The sequence below is a fragment of the Streptomyces sp. NPDC048417 genome, assembly GCF_040651615.1.
In the GTDB taxonomy this organism is placed as follows: domain Bacteria; phylum Actinomycetota; class Actinomycetes; order Streptomycetales; family Streptomycetaceae; genus Streptomyces.
This window is the reverse complement of the sequence record NZ_JBEZKI010000041.1, coordinates 15,695-33,045: the sequence shown is the minus strand read 5'-3', so window position 1 is coordinate 33,045 and position 17,351 is coordinate 15,695. Positions and strand designations below refer to the sequence as shown.

The following is a 17,351-nucleotide window of genomic DNA, read 5'->3' as shown; positions in this document are numbered from 1 at the left end:
GCCATGTCCCTTTCACCCCCGCCCCGTAGACGAGTCCTCCTCGCCGCCGCGCCCGTAGCCGCGCTGGCTCTCACCCTGACCGCCTGCTCCGGATCCGCCGACTCGGGCGGCGCGAACGCGGCCGCGACGGCCGGCGCGCTCGACAAGGCGACCACACTGACCTTCTGGACCTGGACGCCCAACCTCAAGCCGATCGTCGCCAAGTTCGAGGCGCTGCACCCCAAGATCAAGATCAACGTGGTCAACGCGGGCCAGGGCCCCGCCGAGTACACGAAGCTCCAGACCGCCATCAAGGCCGGCACCGGCGGCCCCGACATCGCCCAGGTCGAGTACTTCGCGCTGCCGGAAATGGCCCTGTCCAAGGACCTGGTCAACCTCGACGACTACAACGTCCAGTCGCTCAAGGACAAGTTCACCGCCTCCGCGTGGTCCCAGGTCTCGACCAACGGCGGGGTCTACGGCGTCCCCCAGGACACCGGCCCGCTGACCATGTTCTACCGCACCGACGTCTTCAAGAAGCTCGGACTGCAGCCGCCCAAGACCTGGAAGGAGTTCGCCGACGACGCTGGCAAGATCCACGCGGCGGACCCCACCCACTACATCACCGCCGTGGACCCGAGCGACGCCGGCGTTGTCGACAGCCTCATCTGGCAGGCAGGCGGCAAGCCCTTCCAGACCACGGGATCCACCAAGGTCTCGGTCGACCTCAAGGCCACCGGCGCGACCAAGGTCAGCACCCTGTGGACCTCCCTGCTGTCGAAGAAGCTCGCCGACCCCACCGCCATCTGGACCAACGAGTGGTGGCAGGGCATGGCCAGCGGCAAGTACGCCACGTGGATCGCCGGCGCCTGGGCGCCGGGCAGCATCGCCTCCACCATCCCGCAGACCTCCGGGAAGTGGGCCGCCGCCCCGGTCCCGCAGTGGACGGCCGGCGGCAAGGCCTCCTCCGAGAACGGCGGCTCCTCCAATGCCGTCCCGGTGACCAGCAAGAACAAGGCCGCGGCGGTGGCCTTCGCCGAATGGCTCAACTCCGATCCGACCGCGACCAAGGCGCTGGCTGACGGCGGACTCTTCCCGGCCACCTTGGCGCTGCTCAAGGATCCCGACTTCCTCAACAAGAAGATCGCCGTGCTCGGTGACCAGCAGGCCAACCAGGTCTACGCCGCCTCGTCCGCCCAGGTCACCCCCGGCTGGCAGTACCTGCCCTTCCAGGTCTACGCCAACTCGGTGTTCAAGGACACCGCCGGGCAGTCCATCAGCGCCGGCACCGACCTGTCGACCGGCCTCACCGCCTGGCAGAAGCGGATCGCCGACTACGGGAACCGGCAGGGCTTCACCGTCAGCGGTGGCTGACCGCCGCCGGACGTCCCGAACCGGGGCGGGGCACCATCGCACCGTGGGCGCCCCGCCCCGTCCTCCCCGCCACAAGGAGCAGTCCAGCCGTGCCCGTGCTTGAGATCCTCGACGAGGGATTCCTTCTCGACGCGCAGCCGTTCCAGATCATCTCCGGCGGCCTGCACTACTTCCGTGTCCATCCCGAGCAGTGGGCCGACCGGCTGCACAAGGCCCGACTGATGGGCCTCAACACCGTGGAGACGTACGTCCCCTGGAACCTGCACGAGCGCCGGCCGGGCGAGTTACGCATGGACGGCGCCCTCGACCTGCCGCGCTTCATCGAGCTGGCCGCCACCGAGAGCCTGCACGTTGTGCTGCGCCCCGGCCCGTATATCTGCGCCGAGTGGGAGGGCGGGGGTCTGCCCTCCTGGCTGCTGGCCGAGCCGGGGATCGTCCTGCGCAGTACCGACCAGCGCTACCTCGCCGCGGTGGACCGCTACTTCGCGGCCCTGCTCCCGCTCCTGCTGCCCTACCTGGGCACCCGTGGCGGCCCGGTGATCGCCGTACAGATCGAGAGCGAGTACGGCGCCTACGGTGAGGACACCGCCTACCTGCGCCACCTCGCGGAGCTGCTGCGCCAGTACGGCGTCGACGTCCCGTTGTTCACCTCCGACCAGCCCGCCGACCTGGCCCGCGGCCGACTCGACGGAGTCCTGCGGACCGCCAACTTCGGTAGCCGGGCCGCGGCGAACCTCGCCGAACTGCGTCGCCACCTGCCCACCGGACCGCTGATGTGCACGGAGTTCTGGGACGGCTGGTTCGACCACTGGGACGGCCCGCACGCTGCCCGAAGCGCCGAGGACGCCGCCGCCACCCTGGACGAGTTGCTGGCCGCCGGAGCGTCGGTGAACTTCTACATGTTCCACGGCGGCACCAACTTCGGCTTCACCAACGGCGCCAACGACAAGAGCGACTACCGGCCCACCATCACCTCCTACGACTACGACGCCCCGCTCGACGAGGCAGGCGACCCCGGCCCCAAGTACACCGCCTTCCGGGAGGTCATCGCCAAGTACGCCCCGGTCCCCAAGGTGAAACTGCCCGACCCGGCACCCAAGCTCGCTGTCCCCGGCGTCGAACTCACCCACAGCGCCGCCCTGTTCGACAACCTGCCGGTCCTGGGCGGTGATCGGGCACTGCGCGCGCAACAGCCGCTGGCCATGGAGCAGTTGGGCCAAGACTTCGGCTTCGTCCACTACCGCGCCACCCTGCCCGCCGCCGGCCCCGCACTGCTGAGCGTCGGTGACGTCCGCGACCGGGCCCAGGTGTTCCTGGACGGGCAACCCGTCGGCGTCCTGGAACGCGAGGACCACGAGCACGCTCTGGCCTTCGCCGTACCCCGAGCGGGCGCGGTGCTCTCCGTGCTGGTCGAGAACCAGGGCCGGGTCAACTACGGCCAGGGCATCCACGACCGCAAGGGCCTGCTCGGCCCAGTCGCCCTGAACGGCGTCGAACTCAACGGCTGGCAGTGCACTCCACTGGGACTCGGCACCCTCGACGGTCTGGCCTTCGCTCCGACGGACGCACCGCACCTCGGTCCGGCCTTCCACCGCGGCCACTTCGACATCGAGCGGCCGGCCGACAGCTTCCTTTCCCTGACGGGCTGGATCAAGGGCAACGCCTGGATCAACGGCTTCTCCCTCGGCCGGTACTGGTCGCGCGGTCCGCAGCACACCCTTTACGTCCCCGCGCCCGTTCTGCGCCCCGGCCGCAACGAGATCACCGTCCTCGAAATCCACGCCACCACCAGGCGCAGCGTCGACCTCCGTGACACCCCCGACCTCGGACCCACCGAGGAGTAGCGGGTCCCCCGGCTCCCGTCACGTTCTTCGCAACCGCTCCGAAAGGACCTCCCGCAATGGCCCACCAGGCCGCCGACGATCGCTACACCTCGATGACCTACCGGCGCGCCGGACACAGCGGCGTGCTCCTGCCCGCCGTCTCGCTGGGCCTGTGGCACAACTTCGGAGACACCGCCCCGCTGGAGAACCAGCGGGCGGTACTGGGCCGGGCCTTCGACCGCGGGGTGACACACATCGACCTCGCCAACAACTACGGCCCGCCCTACGGCTCCGCCGAGGCGAACTTCGGCACGCTCTACGCACAGGACTTCCGCCCGTACCGGGACGAGCTGTTCATCGCCAGCAAGGCCGGCTACGACATGTGGCCCGGACCCTACGGCGACGGCGGCTCACGCAAATACCTACTGTCCAGCCTGGACCAGTCGCTGCGCCGCACCGGTCTGGACTACGTGGACGTCTTCTACTCGCACCGCTTCGATCCGGACACGCCCCTGGAGGAGACCATGGGCGCCCTCGACACCGCCGTCCGCCAGGGCAAGGCCCTGTACGCGGGCATCTCCAACTACTCACCGGAACAGCACCGCCGCGCCGTGGAGATCCTGGACGGCCTCGGCACCCCGCTGCTCCTGCACCAGGCCGCCTACTCCATGCTCGACCGCACCGTCGAGCCCGGCGTACTGGAAGCCGTCGGCGACACCGGAAGCAGCCTTGTCGCCTTCTCCCCGCTGGCCCAGGGGTTGCTGACGAATCGCTACCTCAAGGGGATCCCGGCCGGCTCACGGATGGCGGTGGGGCACTTCCTCAAGAGCGACGCCCTCACCGAGGCGAAGCTCTCCCTCATCCGCGCCCTCGCCAAGGTGGCGGAACAGCGCGGGCAGACACTCGCGCAGCTCGCCCTCGCCTGGATCCTGCGCGACCCGCGCGTCGTCTCGGTCATCATCGGCGCCAGCAGCGTCGCCCAACTCGACCAGAACCTCGCGGCGTTGGACGCCGCACCCCTGAACGCCGACGAGCTCGCCGAGATCGACCGGCTTCTCGCGACGACAGGCACCCACTGACGCAGTCCGAGCGGACGGCCATAATCGCGCTCAACTACCCCGTGGAGGAGCACCTGATGAGCCAAGACGGCGGAACCCCTCCCGTGCCCGCCCCGGAGCCGACCGCTCAGGAGCCGTCCGACACGCCCACTCAGGATGACGGACTGTTCGAGCACTGTCCCTGGCTCTTCAGTGAAGGTGCCTCGGACGCGCAGCGCGCCGAACAGCGGCTATGGCAACAGAAGTTGCTCGCCACCGGTACCGTGACCGTCGGCGAGCGGTGCTACGTCGCGAAGTCCGCCGCCGTGTACCCGGACCGCCTGCACCTGGGCGACGACTCCTACATCGGCGCCCACGCGTACGTCACCGGCGACATCACGGTCGGCGCCGACTGCTCGCTGAACCCGTTCACGACCGTCCGCGGCACCGTGAAACTCGGCGACGGAGTCCGTATCGGCGCCCACACCTCCGTGCTGGGCTTCAACCACACCGCCGAACCCGACATCCCGGTCCACCAGCAGCCCGTCACCAGCCGCGGGATCAGTATCGGCGACGACGTGTGGATCGGCTCCCATGTCGTCGTCCTCGACGGGGTGACCATCGGCGACCACTGCGTCATCGGCGCCGGAGCGGTGGTCACCAAGTCCGTCCCCGCCTGGACGGTCGCGGCCGGTAATCCCGCCCGCCCGATCCGCGACCGCCGGACGACCATCCGCCCGGCCGCCGCCATAGCCCCACATGGGCGACTCGCGGAGCAGCTCGCCGAGTTCCGCCGTACGGCCACCGACCACGCGGCTGACCTCATCGCCCGCTGCTGGGCCCCGGACGCTCCGGGCGGCGGGCGGTACGTCGACCGCCCAGGAGCGGCACCCACCGTGCGGGCCCACTGCGACGCGGTGGAGATCGCGGACCTGCTGCTCGGGAACGTCCCCGAACAGGGCACGGCCGCCTCCCACATCGAGCGGTTGCGCGCAGCCCAGGACCCGCACACCGGCCTGGTGCCCGAGACCGACCTAGCCACCGGACTGCCACGCCCGCTCCCGCCCCCGGCTGCGGACGGGTTCGTCGACGACGGAGCGGCGCAGTACCACGTGCTGTCCGTCGGCTACGCGTTGGACCTTCTGGGCAGTTCCTTCGCCCATCCGATCGGCATGGCCCGCACCATGACGGCAGGCCGGCTCGTCCGCCGCCTCGACGCTCTGCCCTGGCACGACCGGGCCTGGCACGCGGGCAGTTGGATCGACTCCTGGGCAACCGCCGCCCACTGGAACCTGCGCCGGGACGACGAACCGCCCGCTTCCGGCGCGCTGGAGGCACTCTTCGGCTGGCTGCTCACCCGCGTCGACCCCTCGACCGGCCTGTGGGGCGCCGCCTCACCGGCCACCGGACGACTCCAGCAGGTGAACGGCTACTACCGGCTCACCCGCGGAACCTTCGCCCAGTTCGGCCTGCCCGTCCCGCATCCCGAACGCGTCATCGACGCCGTCCTGGACCACAGCCGCGACCCCCGCCATTTCACTCCAAGCCGCGAGAACGCCTGCAACGTCCTCGACGTCGCCCACCCCCTGTGGCTCTGCGCCCGCCAGACCAGCCACCGCAACGCGGAGATCCGGCACTGGGCAGCAGGACAGCTCGCCGAAGCCCTGCCCCGCTGGCACCCGGGGCAGGGCTTCGGATTCGGGCCCCCGGCCGACGGCGGCGGCCCCGGCCGCGAGCCGGGCCTGCAGGGCACCGAGATGTGGCTGGCCATCGTGTGGACCCTCGCCGACCTCACCGGCCTGTCCGACCTGCTCGGCTACCGGCCCCGCGGCGTGCACCGTCCCGAACCGGCAGGAGCTCTGGCCGCTGGAGACCGAAGGACCTGAACCTGGCACCCACACGCGGCGTCATCGTCCTGTACTTCAATGCCGCTCCTTGATGAGGAGAACGCCGCAGAGAAGGGGTGAACTGCCGAGTTTGTTCCGGTGACCAGCTGGCCGTCGGTGGAAAACAGCCGCACGCGGACTCGGCGGGGCCGGAGTTGCGCAGGCCGGTGGCGAGGGCGGCGAGGTGCCCACTCTGGCCGTTCTCGGGGACCTGCGGCGGCCACCGTGAGCACGCCGGTTGGCCAACTGTGACACCAGTGGTGGGGCCATGCCGTCGTCCGACAACCGCGCGCGCGGCAGCTGCGGAACTGTGCGATGCGGCCGTCAAGGACGGACACCGGCCAGCCCCGGGCAGTAGTCAGGAGCGGTTCCTGAGCCGGAGGCTGGGGCCGTCGGATGGAGAGCACTGGTCACGCGTCGTTCAGAGTTGGGTCTGGCCACCGTTGACCTCGTAGACGGAGCCGGTGACGAAGGCGGCTTCGTCCGAGAGCAGGAAGCTCACCACGCCTGCGACCTCGTCGATCTGGCCCACGCGGCCCATCGCGGTTTTCGCGGCGATTGAGGCGCGGACCTCCGGCGGGAGGGCTCGTGCCGATGGGGCATCGATCGGACCGGGTGCGACGGCGTTGACACGGATGCCGCGCTGCGCGTATTCGACCGCGGCGGAGCGGGTGAGTCCGACGATGCCGTGTTTGGAGGCCGAGTACGCGGCCCGGCCGGCGTGGGCCATCACCCCGGCGGTGGAGGCCATGTTGAGGATGGTCCCACCGCTGGCTTCGAGCATGTGGGCGATCTCGGCCTTCATGCTGTGGAAGACGCCGGTCAGGTTGATGGTGATGACGTCGTTCCAGTCTTTCAGAGAGATGTCGTGGACCTCGGCCAGGCCGGGCGTGATGCCGGCGTTGTTGAAGGCGAGGTCGAGAGCGCCGTAGGCCGTGACGGTGAAAGCGACGAGCCGCTCGGTGTCGTCGAACGAGCGGACGTCCGCGGCGAACGCGGATGCGCGGTGTCCGGCGGCGCGGAGTTCCGCGGCGACGCGTTCGGCGGCCCCCGCATCACGGTCGGCGACGACGATACGCGCGCCGTCCGCGGCGAGTCGCCTGGCTGCCGCTTCGCCGAGGCCGGATCCGGCGCCGGTGACGAGCCCGACCTTGCCGGTCTTGTCGCGCTTGTCTCGGGTGCTGGTGGTCATGCGGCGGCTTCCTCGGTGGTGAGCTGGACGAGTGTGAAGACGGCGCCCGCGGGGTCGAGGAAGACCGCGATCGTGCCGATCTCGACCGGCGTCGGCGGCATGAGCGGGGTGCCGCCGTGTTCGGTGGCGGCCGTCGTGGCGGCCTCGATGTCGTCGACGGCGAAGTAGACGTCCCAGTACGCGGGCGTTTCGGCGGGCATGGCCGGCGGCCTGGGCAGGAGCCCAGAGAAGGATCTGCCGTGGGTCTGCCACTCGCGACGGCCGAGGGGACCACTCGGCTCCGTGAGCCCCCACCCGAACGCCTCGCGGTAGAACGCCGCGGACGTGTCAACGTCGTCGGTGATCAGTTCGCCCCATCCGAGGGTGCCGTGTGCGGGCCGCTCGCGATGCGGTGCGGCGGGCGCGCGGAGTGCGACTCGTGTTCCGTTGGGGTCGCTCACGACGGCGGTTCCGGCGGACCCGCCGTCGGCCAGGGGCAGGACCGCGCCGTCGGCCTTGGAGACGGCGGCCAGCGCGGTGTCGAGGTCGTCGACGTCGAAGTGGATCAGCCATCCGGGGGTTCCGTCGGCCGTGGCGAGGTCGGCGATGTCGGCAACCGGCGTGCCCGCGGCGGATGCGATCAGCTGACCGCTGCTCTCCGTGATGGCCCAGCCCAGCACGGCCCTGTAGAAGGAAGCGACGGTGTGCGGGTCGGCCGAGGCGAGGCTTGCCCATCCCGGCCCGACGGCGGTCACAGGCGCGTCGTCGGTCGTGGTCGTGGTCATGGTCATGCTCCGTTCAGTGTGCTGCGGTCCACGCGGGGATTTCGGCATGGTCACTGGAGTGCACCCCCACTGATCAGGAGGCTCTGCCCGCTGACCCAAGCCGCGAGGGGGGAGGCGAGGTACTCGGCGGCATCCGCGACGTCGTCGACGGTCCCCATCCGGCGGCCGATGCGCCCGGGCTGGGCGACGAACCGCCGGACCGGGTGGTCGGGGTCCGGCTCGGTGAACACGCCCGCACCCTCGATCGCCGTGGGAAGGATCGTGTTGACGGTGATCCCGCGGTCGGCGAGCTCCTGCGCCAGGACCTGCACGGCGTAGCGCGGTGCCGTCTTGCTCGACCCGTACAGTCCTTCGCCCCGGACCGGCACCGTCGTCGTACTCGAACCGACGTAGATGATCCGGCCGCCGTTCACGATGTGCCGTGCCGCCGCCTGGAGGGTGAAGAAGGTGCCCAGGGTGTTGATGGCGAAGAGACGATCGAACTGCTCCTCGGTGATGTCGAGGAAGTCGATGCCGATCAGCTCGACACCCGCGTTGGCGACAGCGATGTCGATCCGCCCGAAACGCTCGGTAGCCTCGGTGAAGAGGCGCTCGATATCAGGCAGGGCCGACATATCGGCCTGTACTGCGATCGCCTCCGCGCCCAGCTGCTCTATCTCTGCGACCGGCGCGTCTGCTTCCTTCGCGCTGGAGGCGTAGTTGACCACGATGTTCGCGCCGAGGCGCGCGTAACGTAGGGCGATCGCCTTGCCGATGCCTCGGGCGGAGCCCGTGACCACGGCCGTCTTCCCGGTCAGATCCCTCATCGGACTCGTTGCCCCTGCCGGCCCGCCGTTCACAGGCTCTGTCCGCCGGAGATCTCGATGCGCTGCCCGGTGACCCACTGGCTCGCATCCGAGAGAAGTGCCGTCACCGCGCCGGCGATGTCGTCGGGTTCACCCACGCGTCCCAGCGCGACCTGCGAGGTGAGGTAGTTGCGGACCTGTTCGTCGTGCATCATGCCGCCGCCGAAGTCGGTCGCGGTCGCCCCGGGCGCGACGGTGTTCACGCGGATGCCGCGGCTGCCGAGCTCCTTGGCCTGGTAGCGGGTGAGGACCTCGACCGCGCCCTTCACGGCGCCGTAGGCGGAATGCCCCGGGACGGCGAAACGGGTCAGCCCGCTGGAGACGTTCACGACGGCGCCGCCGTCGGCAAGCGCCGGCAGCAGGGTCTGTGTCAGGAAGAAGACGCCCTTGAGGTGCACGTCGACCAGGTCGTCGAAGTCCTTCTCGGTGGTCTCGGCGAACGGGGCGGTCAGGTCGGTGCCGGCGTTGTTGACGAGGAAGTCGAACGTGGTCCTTCTCCAGCGGGCCTGGAGCTCGGTGCCGAGCTGTTCGGCGAAGTCCGCGAAGGTGTTCACGACGCTGGTGTCGAGCCGCAGCGCGACGGAGGAACGCCCCAAGTCCCTGACGGCGGAGACCACTTCCTCGGCCTCGGTCCGGTTGGTTCGATAGGTCACGACGATGTCGACACCCGCCCTGGCGAGGTGCAGGGCGTACGCGCGCCCGAGGCCTCGGTTGGCTCCGGTGATGACGGCGATCTTCTGGGTGGTGCTCACGGTGACTCCTTCGTCGCTGGTCGTTCTGGAGGGGTTCGAGGTGCTGCTGTCGACCCCGGTGACCAGTTGACGCGCGATCCGAGAAGCCATCCAGTGCCTGCTTGTCCACTGTCCGGCGGTCCCAGGCTGGGACGACATCCTGGGATCAGCAGACAGTGGATAGCCGTATCCGGGTGAGGCACAGTGTCGATATGGATCAGAGCGGCCTGGCGACGTTTCTCCGTCGGCGTCGAGAGGCGCTGCAACCCGACGACGTCGGCTTCCCTCCGGGGCAGCGCCGACGCACGCCCGGGCTGCGACGCGAAGAAGTGGCCGCGCTGTGCGGAATGTCGACGGACTACTACAGCCGTCTCGAACGCGGCCGCGGACCACAGCCCTCGGAGCAGATGATCACTGCGATCGCCCGTGGACTCCGGCTCACCCTCGACGAACGCGACCACCTCTTCGTCCTCGCCGGCCACAACGCACCGGCTCGCGCCACTCGCGACGATCACGTCAACGCCGGAATGATGCGCATCATCGATCGTCTCGGTGACACCCCCGCCCAGGTCGTCACCGGCACCGGCGAGACCATCGTCCAGACCCCGATGGCAGTCGCCCTGCTCGGCGACGAGACCCGTTTCACGGGGCTCGCGCGCAGCCTCATCTACCGCTGGTTCACCGACCCGAACGAACGTACGATCTATGTGCCGGACGATCATCCGACGCACAGCCGCGTCTACGTAGCCCATCTCCGCGCGGTCGCCTCCCGCGAGGGCCGCGGCTCACACGCCGCCGCGCTCGCCGACCGTCTGGGCGCGGAGAGCTCCGAATTCGCGGACCTGTGGGCCCAGCACGAAGTCGGTGTCTCGCACACCGCGCGCAAGAGGATCCTGCATCCGCAGGTCGGAATGATCTCCCTGCACTGCCAGACACTCGTCGACCCCGACCAGGGGCAGTTGCTGCTGGTGTTCACGGCGACCCCCGGCACGGAAGACCACGACAAGCTCCGACTGCTCTCGGTCATCGGAAGCCAGCGGATCGACGCGTCCACCGGCGGATGAACGGCGCGTCGTGCACACCGATCGCCGTGAGGGAGAGTTCGGCGATCTGGAAGCGGTCAAGCTTCGTCATAGCGGTCGCCCCTGTGCGGCCCGTGCTCGCCCGGCAGTGAAATCGCGACCGGCTTCAGCGCAGGGAGGCAGGCCGCCGAACGATCCCCCGTCACCGATCACGGCCCCGACCGGCACGAGCACCTCAGCCCCCGTCCACGCCTGCCCCATGGTCGGCGAATTCAGGTTGGACAACGCTCATTTGTCGGTCGGCAGCGCCTGTTCGGTCCAGATGCACTTTCCGGAAGAGGTGTACCGGGCTCCCCAGCGGTCGGCCATCGCCGCGACCAGCTGCAGTCCACGGCCGCCCTCGTCGGTGTCCGCCGCGCGCCGGATGCGCGGCATGCTGAGGCTGCCGTCGGAGACCTCGCAGATCAGTGCCCGGCTGCGCAGGAGGCGTACTGCTATCGGCCCCCTCGCGTGTCGTACGACGTTGCCGATCAGTTCGCTGACGAGCAGTTCGGTGGTCATGGACAGCTCTTCCAGCTGCCATGCCGCGAGTTGCTTCCGGATGCTGTGGCGTGCTTGGCCCGCGGCCATGGGTTCGTCGGGCAGTTGCCAGCAGGCGATGTCCTGCGGGGCCAGAGCGCGGGTGCGCGCGACCAGCAGAGCGGCGTCGTCGCTGGTTCGGTACGGGTCGGGCAGCATTTCGGCGATCAGGTCGTCGCACAGGCCGTCGAGTTCGGGGGTGCCGCCGTACGCGGTTTCGAGCCGCCGACGGAGTCGGTCCATGCCCTGGCCGACGTCGCAGCCGGCCGATTCGACCAGGCCGTCGGTGTAGAGCACGAGCAGGCTGTCCTGGGGCAGTGTCACCTCGGCCAAGTCCAAGGGTGGCGCCGCGACGCCGAGCGGGGGGTTGCACGGGAGATCGAGGAAGTAGGCGGTGCCGTCGGGACGAATCACTGCCGGCGGCGGGTGACCGGCGCTGATGACCGAGCAGTGGCGGTCGGCGGGGTCGTACACGGCGTAGAGGCACGTGGCGTAGAAGTCCTCGCCCAGGCCGCCGACCATCTCGTCAAGGTGGGAGAACAGCTCGTCCGGAGGCATTTCGAGGTCCGCGAGCGTACGGACGGCGGTCCGCAGCCGTCCCATGGTCGCGGCTTCGGACAGACCGTGGCCCATGACGTCCCCGATGACCAGTGCGACCCGGTCCGCGGACAGCGGGATGACGTCGTACCAATCACCGCCGACCTCCCTGCCTTCCCCGGCGGGCAGGTAGCGGGCGGCCGCGGTCACGGCCGGTACCGAGGGCAGGGCACGGGGGAGGAGTCCGCGCTGCAGTTCCTGGGCTCGGCCGTGTTCGGCGTCGTACAGCCTGGCTCGCTCCATGGCCTGGGCGACCAGGCCGCTCAGCGCCGTGAACAGCGTCTGTTCCTCGCGAGGGAACATCTGCGGCCGGTCGTAGGTGATGACACAGATCCCGACCGTCCGTCCGGAGACGATCAGAGGCAGGTACGCCCACGCCTGCTTGCCGCTCAGGGCCACGATGCCAGCCATCCCGGGGTAGCGGCGGACGAACTCCTCCGGCGAGGAAATGAAGTTGGGCACGCCGTCGAGGAGAGCCTGGGCCACATCCGGGAGGTCCTCGACCGGGACTGCCTCCACCCGGTCGACGAGTTCCTTCCGTGCGCCGACGACGGCGACCAGGAACACGCGCCCCGCCTCAACGGTCCAGACGCCGACCGCTGTCGCGCCGAACAGCGGCAGCATGTACTCGTTCACCGTGTTCACCACGTCATGCCCGGTCACCGCCGCCGCGAGGGCACGGGTCAGCGCCGCGATCGGGGTGCTCTGCGAGCTGACGGCAGCGTCCACGGGATGCCGCTCGGCCGCGTCCCGCTGGATGTCCGTGATATCGCTGAGGTAGAGCGTCAGGTTGTCGGTCGCGGGAACCAGTCGCATGCGCAGCCACCGCTGCTGGGCGGGCCACGGTACGTCCAGGCCGAGCGTTGCCCCGTCAGTGACGGCCTGCCTGGCGGCTTCCTCCACACCGAGGCCGCGGAGGTCCGGGACCGCCTCCCACAGGGAGCGGCCGGACAACTGCTCCGGAAGGCCGAGGAGGTGCTCAGCGCCGCTGCTGGTGAAAGCGACACGCCATGAGCTGTCTAGGGCCAGGACTCCGTCGTTGTCCTGCCGCAGGGCGTGGCCGATGAAGTCCCGGGTGAGTCTGCTGTCGGTGGCGTCCCTGACCGTGCCGCTCAGCCAGGCTCCTCCGCCGTTCCCGTCGCCCCGGTCACGGCTGCGCCACGCCACCCAGCGGAAGCCGCCGTCGTGTTGGCGGATCCGGCACTCCACGCCGTACGCGCTCGGGCCGCGGCACGCCTGCGCCGCCCAGGTCAGCACCCGGTGCAGGTCCTCGGGGTGAACCAGCCGTTGCCATGCGTCGATTCGCCCGTCGAAGGCGTCCGTGCCGAATCCGAGGATCCTCACTGCGGATTCGTCCAAGCTCACCGTGTCGTTGGTGAAGTCCCAGCTCCAGATGCCGAATTCGGGCCCCCTGCGGATCCCCGAGGACTCACCGTCGCGGCGCTCTGCGGACTCCGCCGCACTCTCGGCCGTCCGGACCGCGCACACCCCCTCCCCGATGCACTGGGCCACGGCATCGAGCACACGCCGCTCCTCCGTGTCCGGCTCCTGGGACGCGGAGGTGAGGACGGACAGCGCACCCACCCGGCCGCCCCGGGTCAGTACCGGCACGGAGGCCAGTCCGGTGCCGACGGGCAGACGGTCTGCGCCGAAGTGGGAATCCCGGTCGCCGCGCGCCGGCATCCATGCGAAGGAGCGAGTCAGGACAGCGCGGGCAGGTGCCACCGCTTCGCCGGGCCCTACGTCCTCCCAGGCCCGGACGAAGGAGTCGGAAAGCCCGGTGTGCGCGGCTAGCGGCATCGGCCCGCCGTCCGCGAGGTCCCAATGGATCATGCCACCCAGCCCGTGCAGTACCGCCACGGCCGAAGCGATCCCGAGGTGTAGCAGCTCGTGTTCGTCCGGCCACGCTGTGCTGGCGTGCTCTGCGTCCGGGCCCATATACTCACCTGCTCAATTCGAGCATAGAGGGCTTACGACCTATATGTGCCCGGAATCCGTAGCAGTGAGCGCGCCCGCGGCACGCCGGGCGCGGACCTGGTGGAGGCATCGCGTGCCGCGCTCGGCGCAGAGGCCGATTGCGTGCCCTCTCAGTGCGGCTCGCGGACCACTGCGACGCCTCCGGCAGGGACGGTGACCGCCCCGCAGACCGGTTTGCCGGTGAGGAGTTCCACGCCGTCCGCGGGGACCTCGGCGCCGGCTCGGGCGTGGTCGATCAGGAAGAGGTAGTCGGCATCGGCGCCGCTTCGCCGGACGACCTCAAGGCCGACGGGCACACCGGTGAGTACCGGCTGAACGTCGGCCTCCTTTCGGATGCGGTCCATCAGGGCGGAGAGGGTCGCGGGGTCGGGGCGGGTGGCCAGGTACCAGGCGGTTCCGCTCCCGGGGGTGTGGCGGGTGACCGCTGGTGTTCCGGCGAGCGGCCCGTCGGCGAAGGAGGCGACGGGTTCAGCGCCCATGAGCTGGATCCGCTCGGACCACAGGGTGGCGGTGGCGCCCGCGGGAACCTGCCCGGTGAGCTGGAGCGTCTGCCCGGGCAGCAGCGGGAAGAGCTCGTCGGTGCGCACGCCGAGGACGTCCCCGAAGGCGCCGGGGTAGCCGCCCGTCCGGACGTGGCAGTTCTCGTCGACCGCGCCGCTGTGGAAACCGACGGCCAAGGTGCCGCCGCGCTCGGCGAAGCCCGCCAGATTGGCCGCGCCCGCGTCGTCGACCAGGTAGAGGCTGGGTGCCAGGACCAGGCGGTAGCGGTCGAGGTCGGCGTCCGGCCGGACGAAGTCCACTGTCACCCCGGCCCGCCACAGCGGGGTGTACCAGTCCCGGACCAGGTCCTGGAAGCGCAGTTCGCCGCTGGGCTGGGAGGGGAGCTCCAGGGCCCAGCGGGCGTCCCAGTCCCAGACGATCGCGACCTGGGCGTCGACAGTGCTGCCGCGCACCTCGGCGAGGGCGTCGAGGTCCGCACCGAGTTGTACAACGTCCTGCCAGATGCGGCTGTCGGTGCCGGCGTGCGGCAGCATCGCGGAGTGCCACTGCTCGGCCCCGGCCTTGGCCGCCCGCCACTGGAAGAAGAAGATGCCGTCGGCGCCCCGGGCCACGTTGGCGAGGGCGTTGCGGCGCATCTCGCCGGGACGCTTCGCGCGGTTGACGGGCTGCCAGTTGACGGCTCCGGTCGAGTGCTCCATCAGCAGCCAGGGGCCGTCGGCGAGGGAGCGCGTCAGGTCGCCGCTGAGCGCGATGTCGATGTCGGACTCCGGGTCGTCGGACATCAGGTAGTGGTCGTTGGAGACGATGTCCAGCTGGGGTGCCCAGCGCCAGTAGTCCAGGGCGTCGAAGGTGCGCAGCACCATCAGGTTGGTGGTGGCGGGGATGCCGGGAGCCGCCCGCCGCAGGCTGTCGCGTTCGGCGGTGTACAGCGAGAGCAGTTCGTCGGAGCAGAAGCGGCGCCAGTCCAGTTGATGGGTGGGGTTGGGCGGCGCTCCGGTGGCACGGGGCGGGAGGATCTCCTCCCAGTCGTAGTACCACTGGCTCCAGAAGGTGGTGCCCCAGGCGTGGTTGAGCGCGTCCAGGTCGTCGGCGTAACGGGCGCGCAGCCAGGTGCGGAAGGCGGCGGCAGTGGTGTCGCAATAGCAGGCGGCGTTGTGGCAGCCGTACTCGTTGTGCACGTGCCACATGGCCACGGCCGGATGGCTGGCGTACCGCTCGGCCAGCGCACCCGCGATGCACAGGGCGGCCCGGCGGTAGGCGGGGCTGCTGGGGCAGAAGGTCTGGCGGCTGCCGTACGACAGGGTGCGGCCGTCCCGTTCGACGGGCAGGGCCTCCGGATAGGCGCGGAAGAACCAGGCGGGCGGGGCCGCGGTCGGGGTGGCCAGATCGGCGGCGATGCCGTTGGCGTGCAGCAGGTCGAGGATGCGGTCCATCCGCGCGAAGTCGTAGACGCCCTCGGCGGGTTCGAGCAGAGCCCAGGAGAAGACGCCGACGTTGACCATGGTCACCCCGGCCTCACGCATCAGGCGCATGTCCTCGGCCCAGACCTCCTCGGGCCACTGCTCGGGGTTGTAGTCGCCGCCGTAGGCGATGCCGGGGACGCGCAGCGAACGTGCGGAAGTCATTGGTGGTCAGCTCCGATGGAGGAAGGGGCGGAAGCGGCGGAAAGGGAGGACGCGCCGAGCAGGCGGCGGGTGGTGGTGAGGCCCCAGTCGTCGAGGGAGAGCAGCCGGTCGCTGGAGGCCATCAGCCCACCGGTGGTCTCCAGGTACGCGGCCCAGCGCTCGCGGCTCTCCACGGGGTGACGGGCCATCAGGCGGCCGGGGTCGTTGACCCAGAGGCGCCCGTGCTGCCATTGGCGTCCCGTGCCGGTGAACTCGGCGCGATCCAGGCCGGGTTGGCCGAAGTCCTCGGTCTCGGGGTGTCGGTGCGGGGCCGTGTCGGGGCTGACGCGCAGGGCGTCGAAGAGGCCGATGGAGGGGAGGATCGGTGCGCGGCAGCCCAGCAGGTAGGCGTCCGGGCCGATCGCTTCGCGGATCAGGGCGACGCCTTCGCGGTACGCCGCGAGGGCGTCGGCTCCCGACTGCCTTATGCCGTCCAGCGCGCCGGCGTAGAGGAAGTCGACCTTGAAGTAGTCGTAGCCCTCGATGCGCAGCACTGCGAACACCTCGATCAGGTACGCTGCCGCGGCCAGGTGCGTGGTGTCCAGGACGTACAGGTCGTGGCCCCGGTTGCGCCCCGCCAGGAGGGGGCTGCCGTCGGAGGTCCGGACGAGCCAGTCGGGGTGGACCGTGGCGAGTTCGCTGCGCGGGTCGACCAGGAACGGTGCCGTCCAGATGCCCGCTCTGCGGCCCCGCGCGCGGATGGTCGCCGCGAGCCCGGCCCGGGAGGTGAACCGGCCGGAGAGGGTGAGCCAGTCGCCGAGCGCGCTCTGGTAACCGTCGTCGATCTGGACGACGTCGACGGGGAGGGCGAGGGCGTCCATCGCGGTGAGGTTCTCGCGTATGTCGTCCTCGGTCACCGCGTTGAAGTGCTCGTACCGAGAGCACCACACGGTCGGTGCGCGCCGGGGGGCGGGCAGGCCGAGTCCGTCCGCCCAGGCGGCGAGGGCACCCTGGATGCCGTCCGGCCCCGGGGGGTGACTGTGCTCGGTGACGGGTCCGTCGGCGCTTACCTCGGCGCGGCCCTCACGGACAGCGAGCCGGATGGACGGGACGGCGTGCGGCGGGTCGGCCGCCGCCCACAGCCGGACCGGTGAACCGTCACCAGGGTCCAGTGCCAGCAGTCCCTCCCCTTGGAAGGTTCCGGCCGGGACCGTGCGCCCGGGCCGGTGGCTGACGGTCGCCCAGTTGTCGTTCGTCGGCCGGTACGGAGTGGCGGCGAGGGCGTAGGCGCCACTCGGGCTCCAGGACTGCCAGCCCTCCTCGTGGACCCGAGCGGCGGCGGGATCCACGAGGAGGGAGGTGAGAGGGGTGAAGGGAGGGGGCACGGTGGTGGTTCTTTCTCCGGGCGTCAGCTCGTGTCGGCGCCCAGGGGCAGGCCGC

12 protein-coding genes are annotated in these 17,351 nt (G+C 70.4%); 5 read left to right on the top strand and 7 right to left on the bottom strand.

Translation table 11 applies throughout. The features are described from left to right. Positions 1–3: 3 nt before the first annotated feature. The 4 genes from AB0D59_RS44020 to AB0D59_RS44005 all read left to right on the top strand — a co-directional run bounded on the left by AB0D59_RS44020 (position 4) and on the right by AB0D59_RS44005 (position 6,099). Complete coding sequence (locus tag AB0D59_RS44020; RefSeq protein ID WP_362577091.1) at positions 4–1,353, top strand: sugar ABC transporter substrate-binding protein; 1,350 nt, start codon at positions 4–6, stop codon at positions 1,351–1,353. 89 nt (positions 1,354–1,442) lie between these two features. Further along, positions 1,443–3,197: a glycoside hydrolase family 35 protein gene (locus tag AB0D59_RS44015; protein WP_362577090.1), complete on the top strand. Its 1,755-nt coding sequence runs from the start codon at positions 1,443–1,445 to the stop codon at positions 3,195–3,197. A 56-nt stretch (positions 3,198–3,253) separates the two neighbouring features. Continuing rightward, on the top strand, positions 3,254–4,255 hold the full coding sequence (locus tag AB0D59_RS44010) for an aldo/keto reductase (protein ID WP_362577088.1): 1,002 nt from the start codon (positions 3,254–3,256) through the stop codon (positions 4,253–4,255). Positions 4,256–4,311: 56 nt separating this feature from the next. Further along, positions 4,312–6,099 (top strand): DapH/DapD/GlmU-related protein, encoded by a 1,788-nt coding sequence (locus tag AB0D59_RS44005; RefSeq protein WP_362577086.1) that lies wholly within the window; start codon positions 4,312–4,314, stop codon positions 6,097–6,099. A 421-nt stretch (positions 6,100–6,520) separates the two neighbouring features. Here AB0D59_RS44005 and AB0D59_RS44000 read toward each other — a convergent pair whose 3' ends face one another. The 4 genes from AB0D59_RS44000 to AB0D59_RS43985 are packed head-to-tail and all read right to left on the bottom strand — an operon-like array spanning position 6,521 to position 9,652. After that, the gene (locus tag AB0D59_RS44000) at positions 6,521–7,291 is read right to left on the bottom strand and encodes an SDR family NAD(P)-dependent oxidoreductase (protein ID WP_362577084.1); all 771 of its coding nucleotides are present in this window, start codon (positions 7,289–7,291) and stop codon (positions 6,521–6,523) included. Continuing rightward, positions 7,288–8,055, bottom strand: a complete 768-nt coding sequence (locus AB0D59_RS43995) for a VOC family protein (protein ID WP_362577082.1) — start codon at positions 8,053–8,055, stop codon at positions 7,288–7,290. Before AB0D59_RS43995 ends, AB0D59_RS44000 begins: the two co-directional genes overlap by 4 nt. Before the next feature lie 50 nt (positions 8,056–8,105). Then, the gene (locus tag AB0D59_RS43990) at positions 8,106–8,861 is read right to left on the bottom strand and encodes an SDR family oxidoreductase (RefSeq protein ID WP_362577081.1); all 756 of its coding nucleotides are present in this window, start codon (positions 8,859–8,861) and stop codon (positions 8,106–8,108) included. A 29-nt stretch (positions 8,862–8,890) separates the two neighbouring features. Next, positions 8,891–9,652, bottom strand: coding sequence for an SDR family oxidoreductase (locus AB0D59_RS43985; protein ID WP_362577079.1), 762 nt, complete (start codon positions 9,650–9,652; stop codon positions 8,891–8,893). A gap of 191 nt (positions 9,653–9,843) precedes the next feature. Between AB0D59_RS43985 and AB0D59_RS43980 the strand changes: the two genes are divergently transcribed. Continuing rightward, positions 9,844–10,695 (top strand): helix-turn-helix transcriptional regulator, encoded by an 852-nt coding sequence (locus AB0D59_RS43980; protein WP_362577077.1) that lies wholly within the window; start codon positions 9,844–9,846, stop codon positions 10,693–10,695. A gap of 246 nt (positions 10,696–10,941) precedes the next feature. On the opposite strand, the gene AB0D59_RS43975 is transcribed toward AB0D59_RS43980, so the two are convergent. The 3 genes from AB0D59_RS43975 to AB0D59_RS43965 all read right to left on the bottom strand — a co-directional run bounded on the left by AB0D59_RS43975 (position 10,942) and on the right by AB0D59_RS43965 (position 17,296). Then, positions 10,942–13,767, bottom strand: coding sequence for a SpoIIE family protein phosphatase (locus AB0D59_RS43975; RefSeq protein ID WP_362577075.1), 2,826 nt, complete (start codon positions 13,765–13,767; stop codon positions 10,942–10,944). A 149-nt stretch (positions 13,768–13,916) separates the two neighbouring features. Then, positions 13,917–15,932, bottom strand: a complete 2,016-nt coding sequence (locus AB0D59_RS43970) for a beta-galactosidase (protein ID WP_362577073.1) — start codon at positions 15,930–15,932, stop codon at positions 13,917–13,919. Then, positions 15,929–17,296 (bottom strand): glycoside hydrolase family 36 protein, encoded by a 1,368-nt coding sequence (locus tag AB0D59_RS43965; RefSeq protein WP_362577071.1) that lies wholly within the window; start codon positions 17,294–17,296, stop codon positions 15,929–15,931. Before AB0D59_RS43965 ends, AB0D59_RS43970 begins: the two co-directional genes overlap by 4 nt. Positions 17,297–17,351: the final 55 nt, after the last annotated feature.

Bases quoted from the DNA above. Each gene is read 5' to 3' on its own strand.
- AB0D59_RS44020 (WP_362577091.1), top strand. From the start codon at position 4: ATGTCCCTTTCACCCCCGCCCCGTAGACGAGTCCTCCTCGCCGCCGCG.
- AB0D59_RS44010 (WP_362577088.1), top strand. From the start codon at position 3,254: ATGGCCCACCAGGCCGCCGACGATCGCTACACCTCGATGACCTACCGG.
- AB0D59_RS44005 (WP_362577086.1), top strand. From the start codon at position 4,312: ATGAGCCAAGACGGCGGAACCCCTCCCGTGCCCGCCCCGGAGCCGACC.
- AB0D59_RS44000 (WP_362577084.1), bottom strand. From the start codon at position 7,291: ATGACCACCAGCACCCGAGACAAGCGCGACAAGACCGGCAAGGTCGGG.
- AB0D59_RS43995 (WP_362577082.1), bottom strand. From the start codon at position 8,055: ATGACCACGACCACGACCGACGACGCGCCTGTGACCGCCGTCGGGCCG.
- AB0D59_RS43990 (WP_362577081.1), bottom strand. From the start codon at position 8,861: ATGAGGGATCTGACCGGGAAGACGGCCGTGGTCACGGGCTCCGCCCGA.
- AB0D59_RS43980 (WP_362577077.1), top strand. From the start codon at position 9,844: ATGGATCAGAGCGGCCTGGCGACGTTTCTCCGTCGGCGTCGAGAGGCG.
- AB0D59_RS43975 (WP_362577075.1), bottom strand. From the start codon at position 13,767: ATGGGCCCGGACGCAGAGCACGCCAGCACAGCGTGGCCGGACGAACAC.
- AB0D59_RS43970 (WP_362577073.1), bottom strand. From the start codon at position 15,932: ATGACTTCCGCACGTTCGCTGCGCGTCCCCGGCATCGCCTACGGCGGC.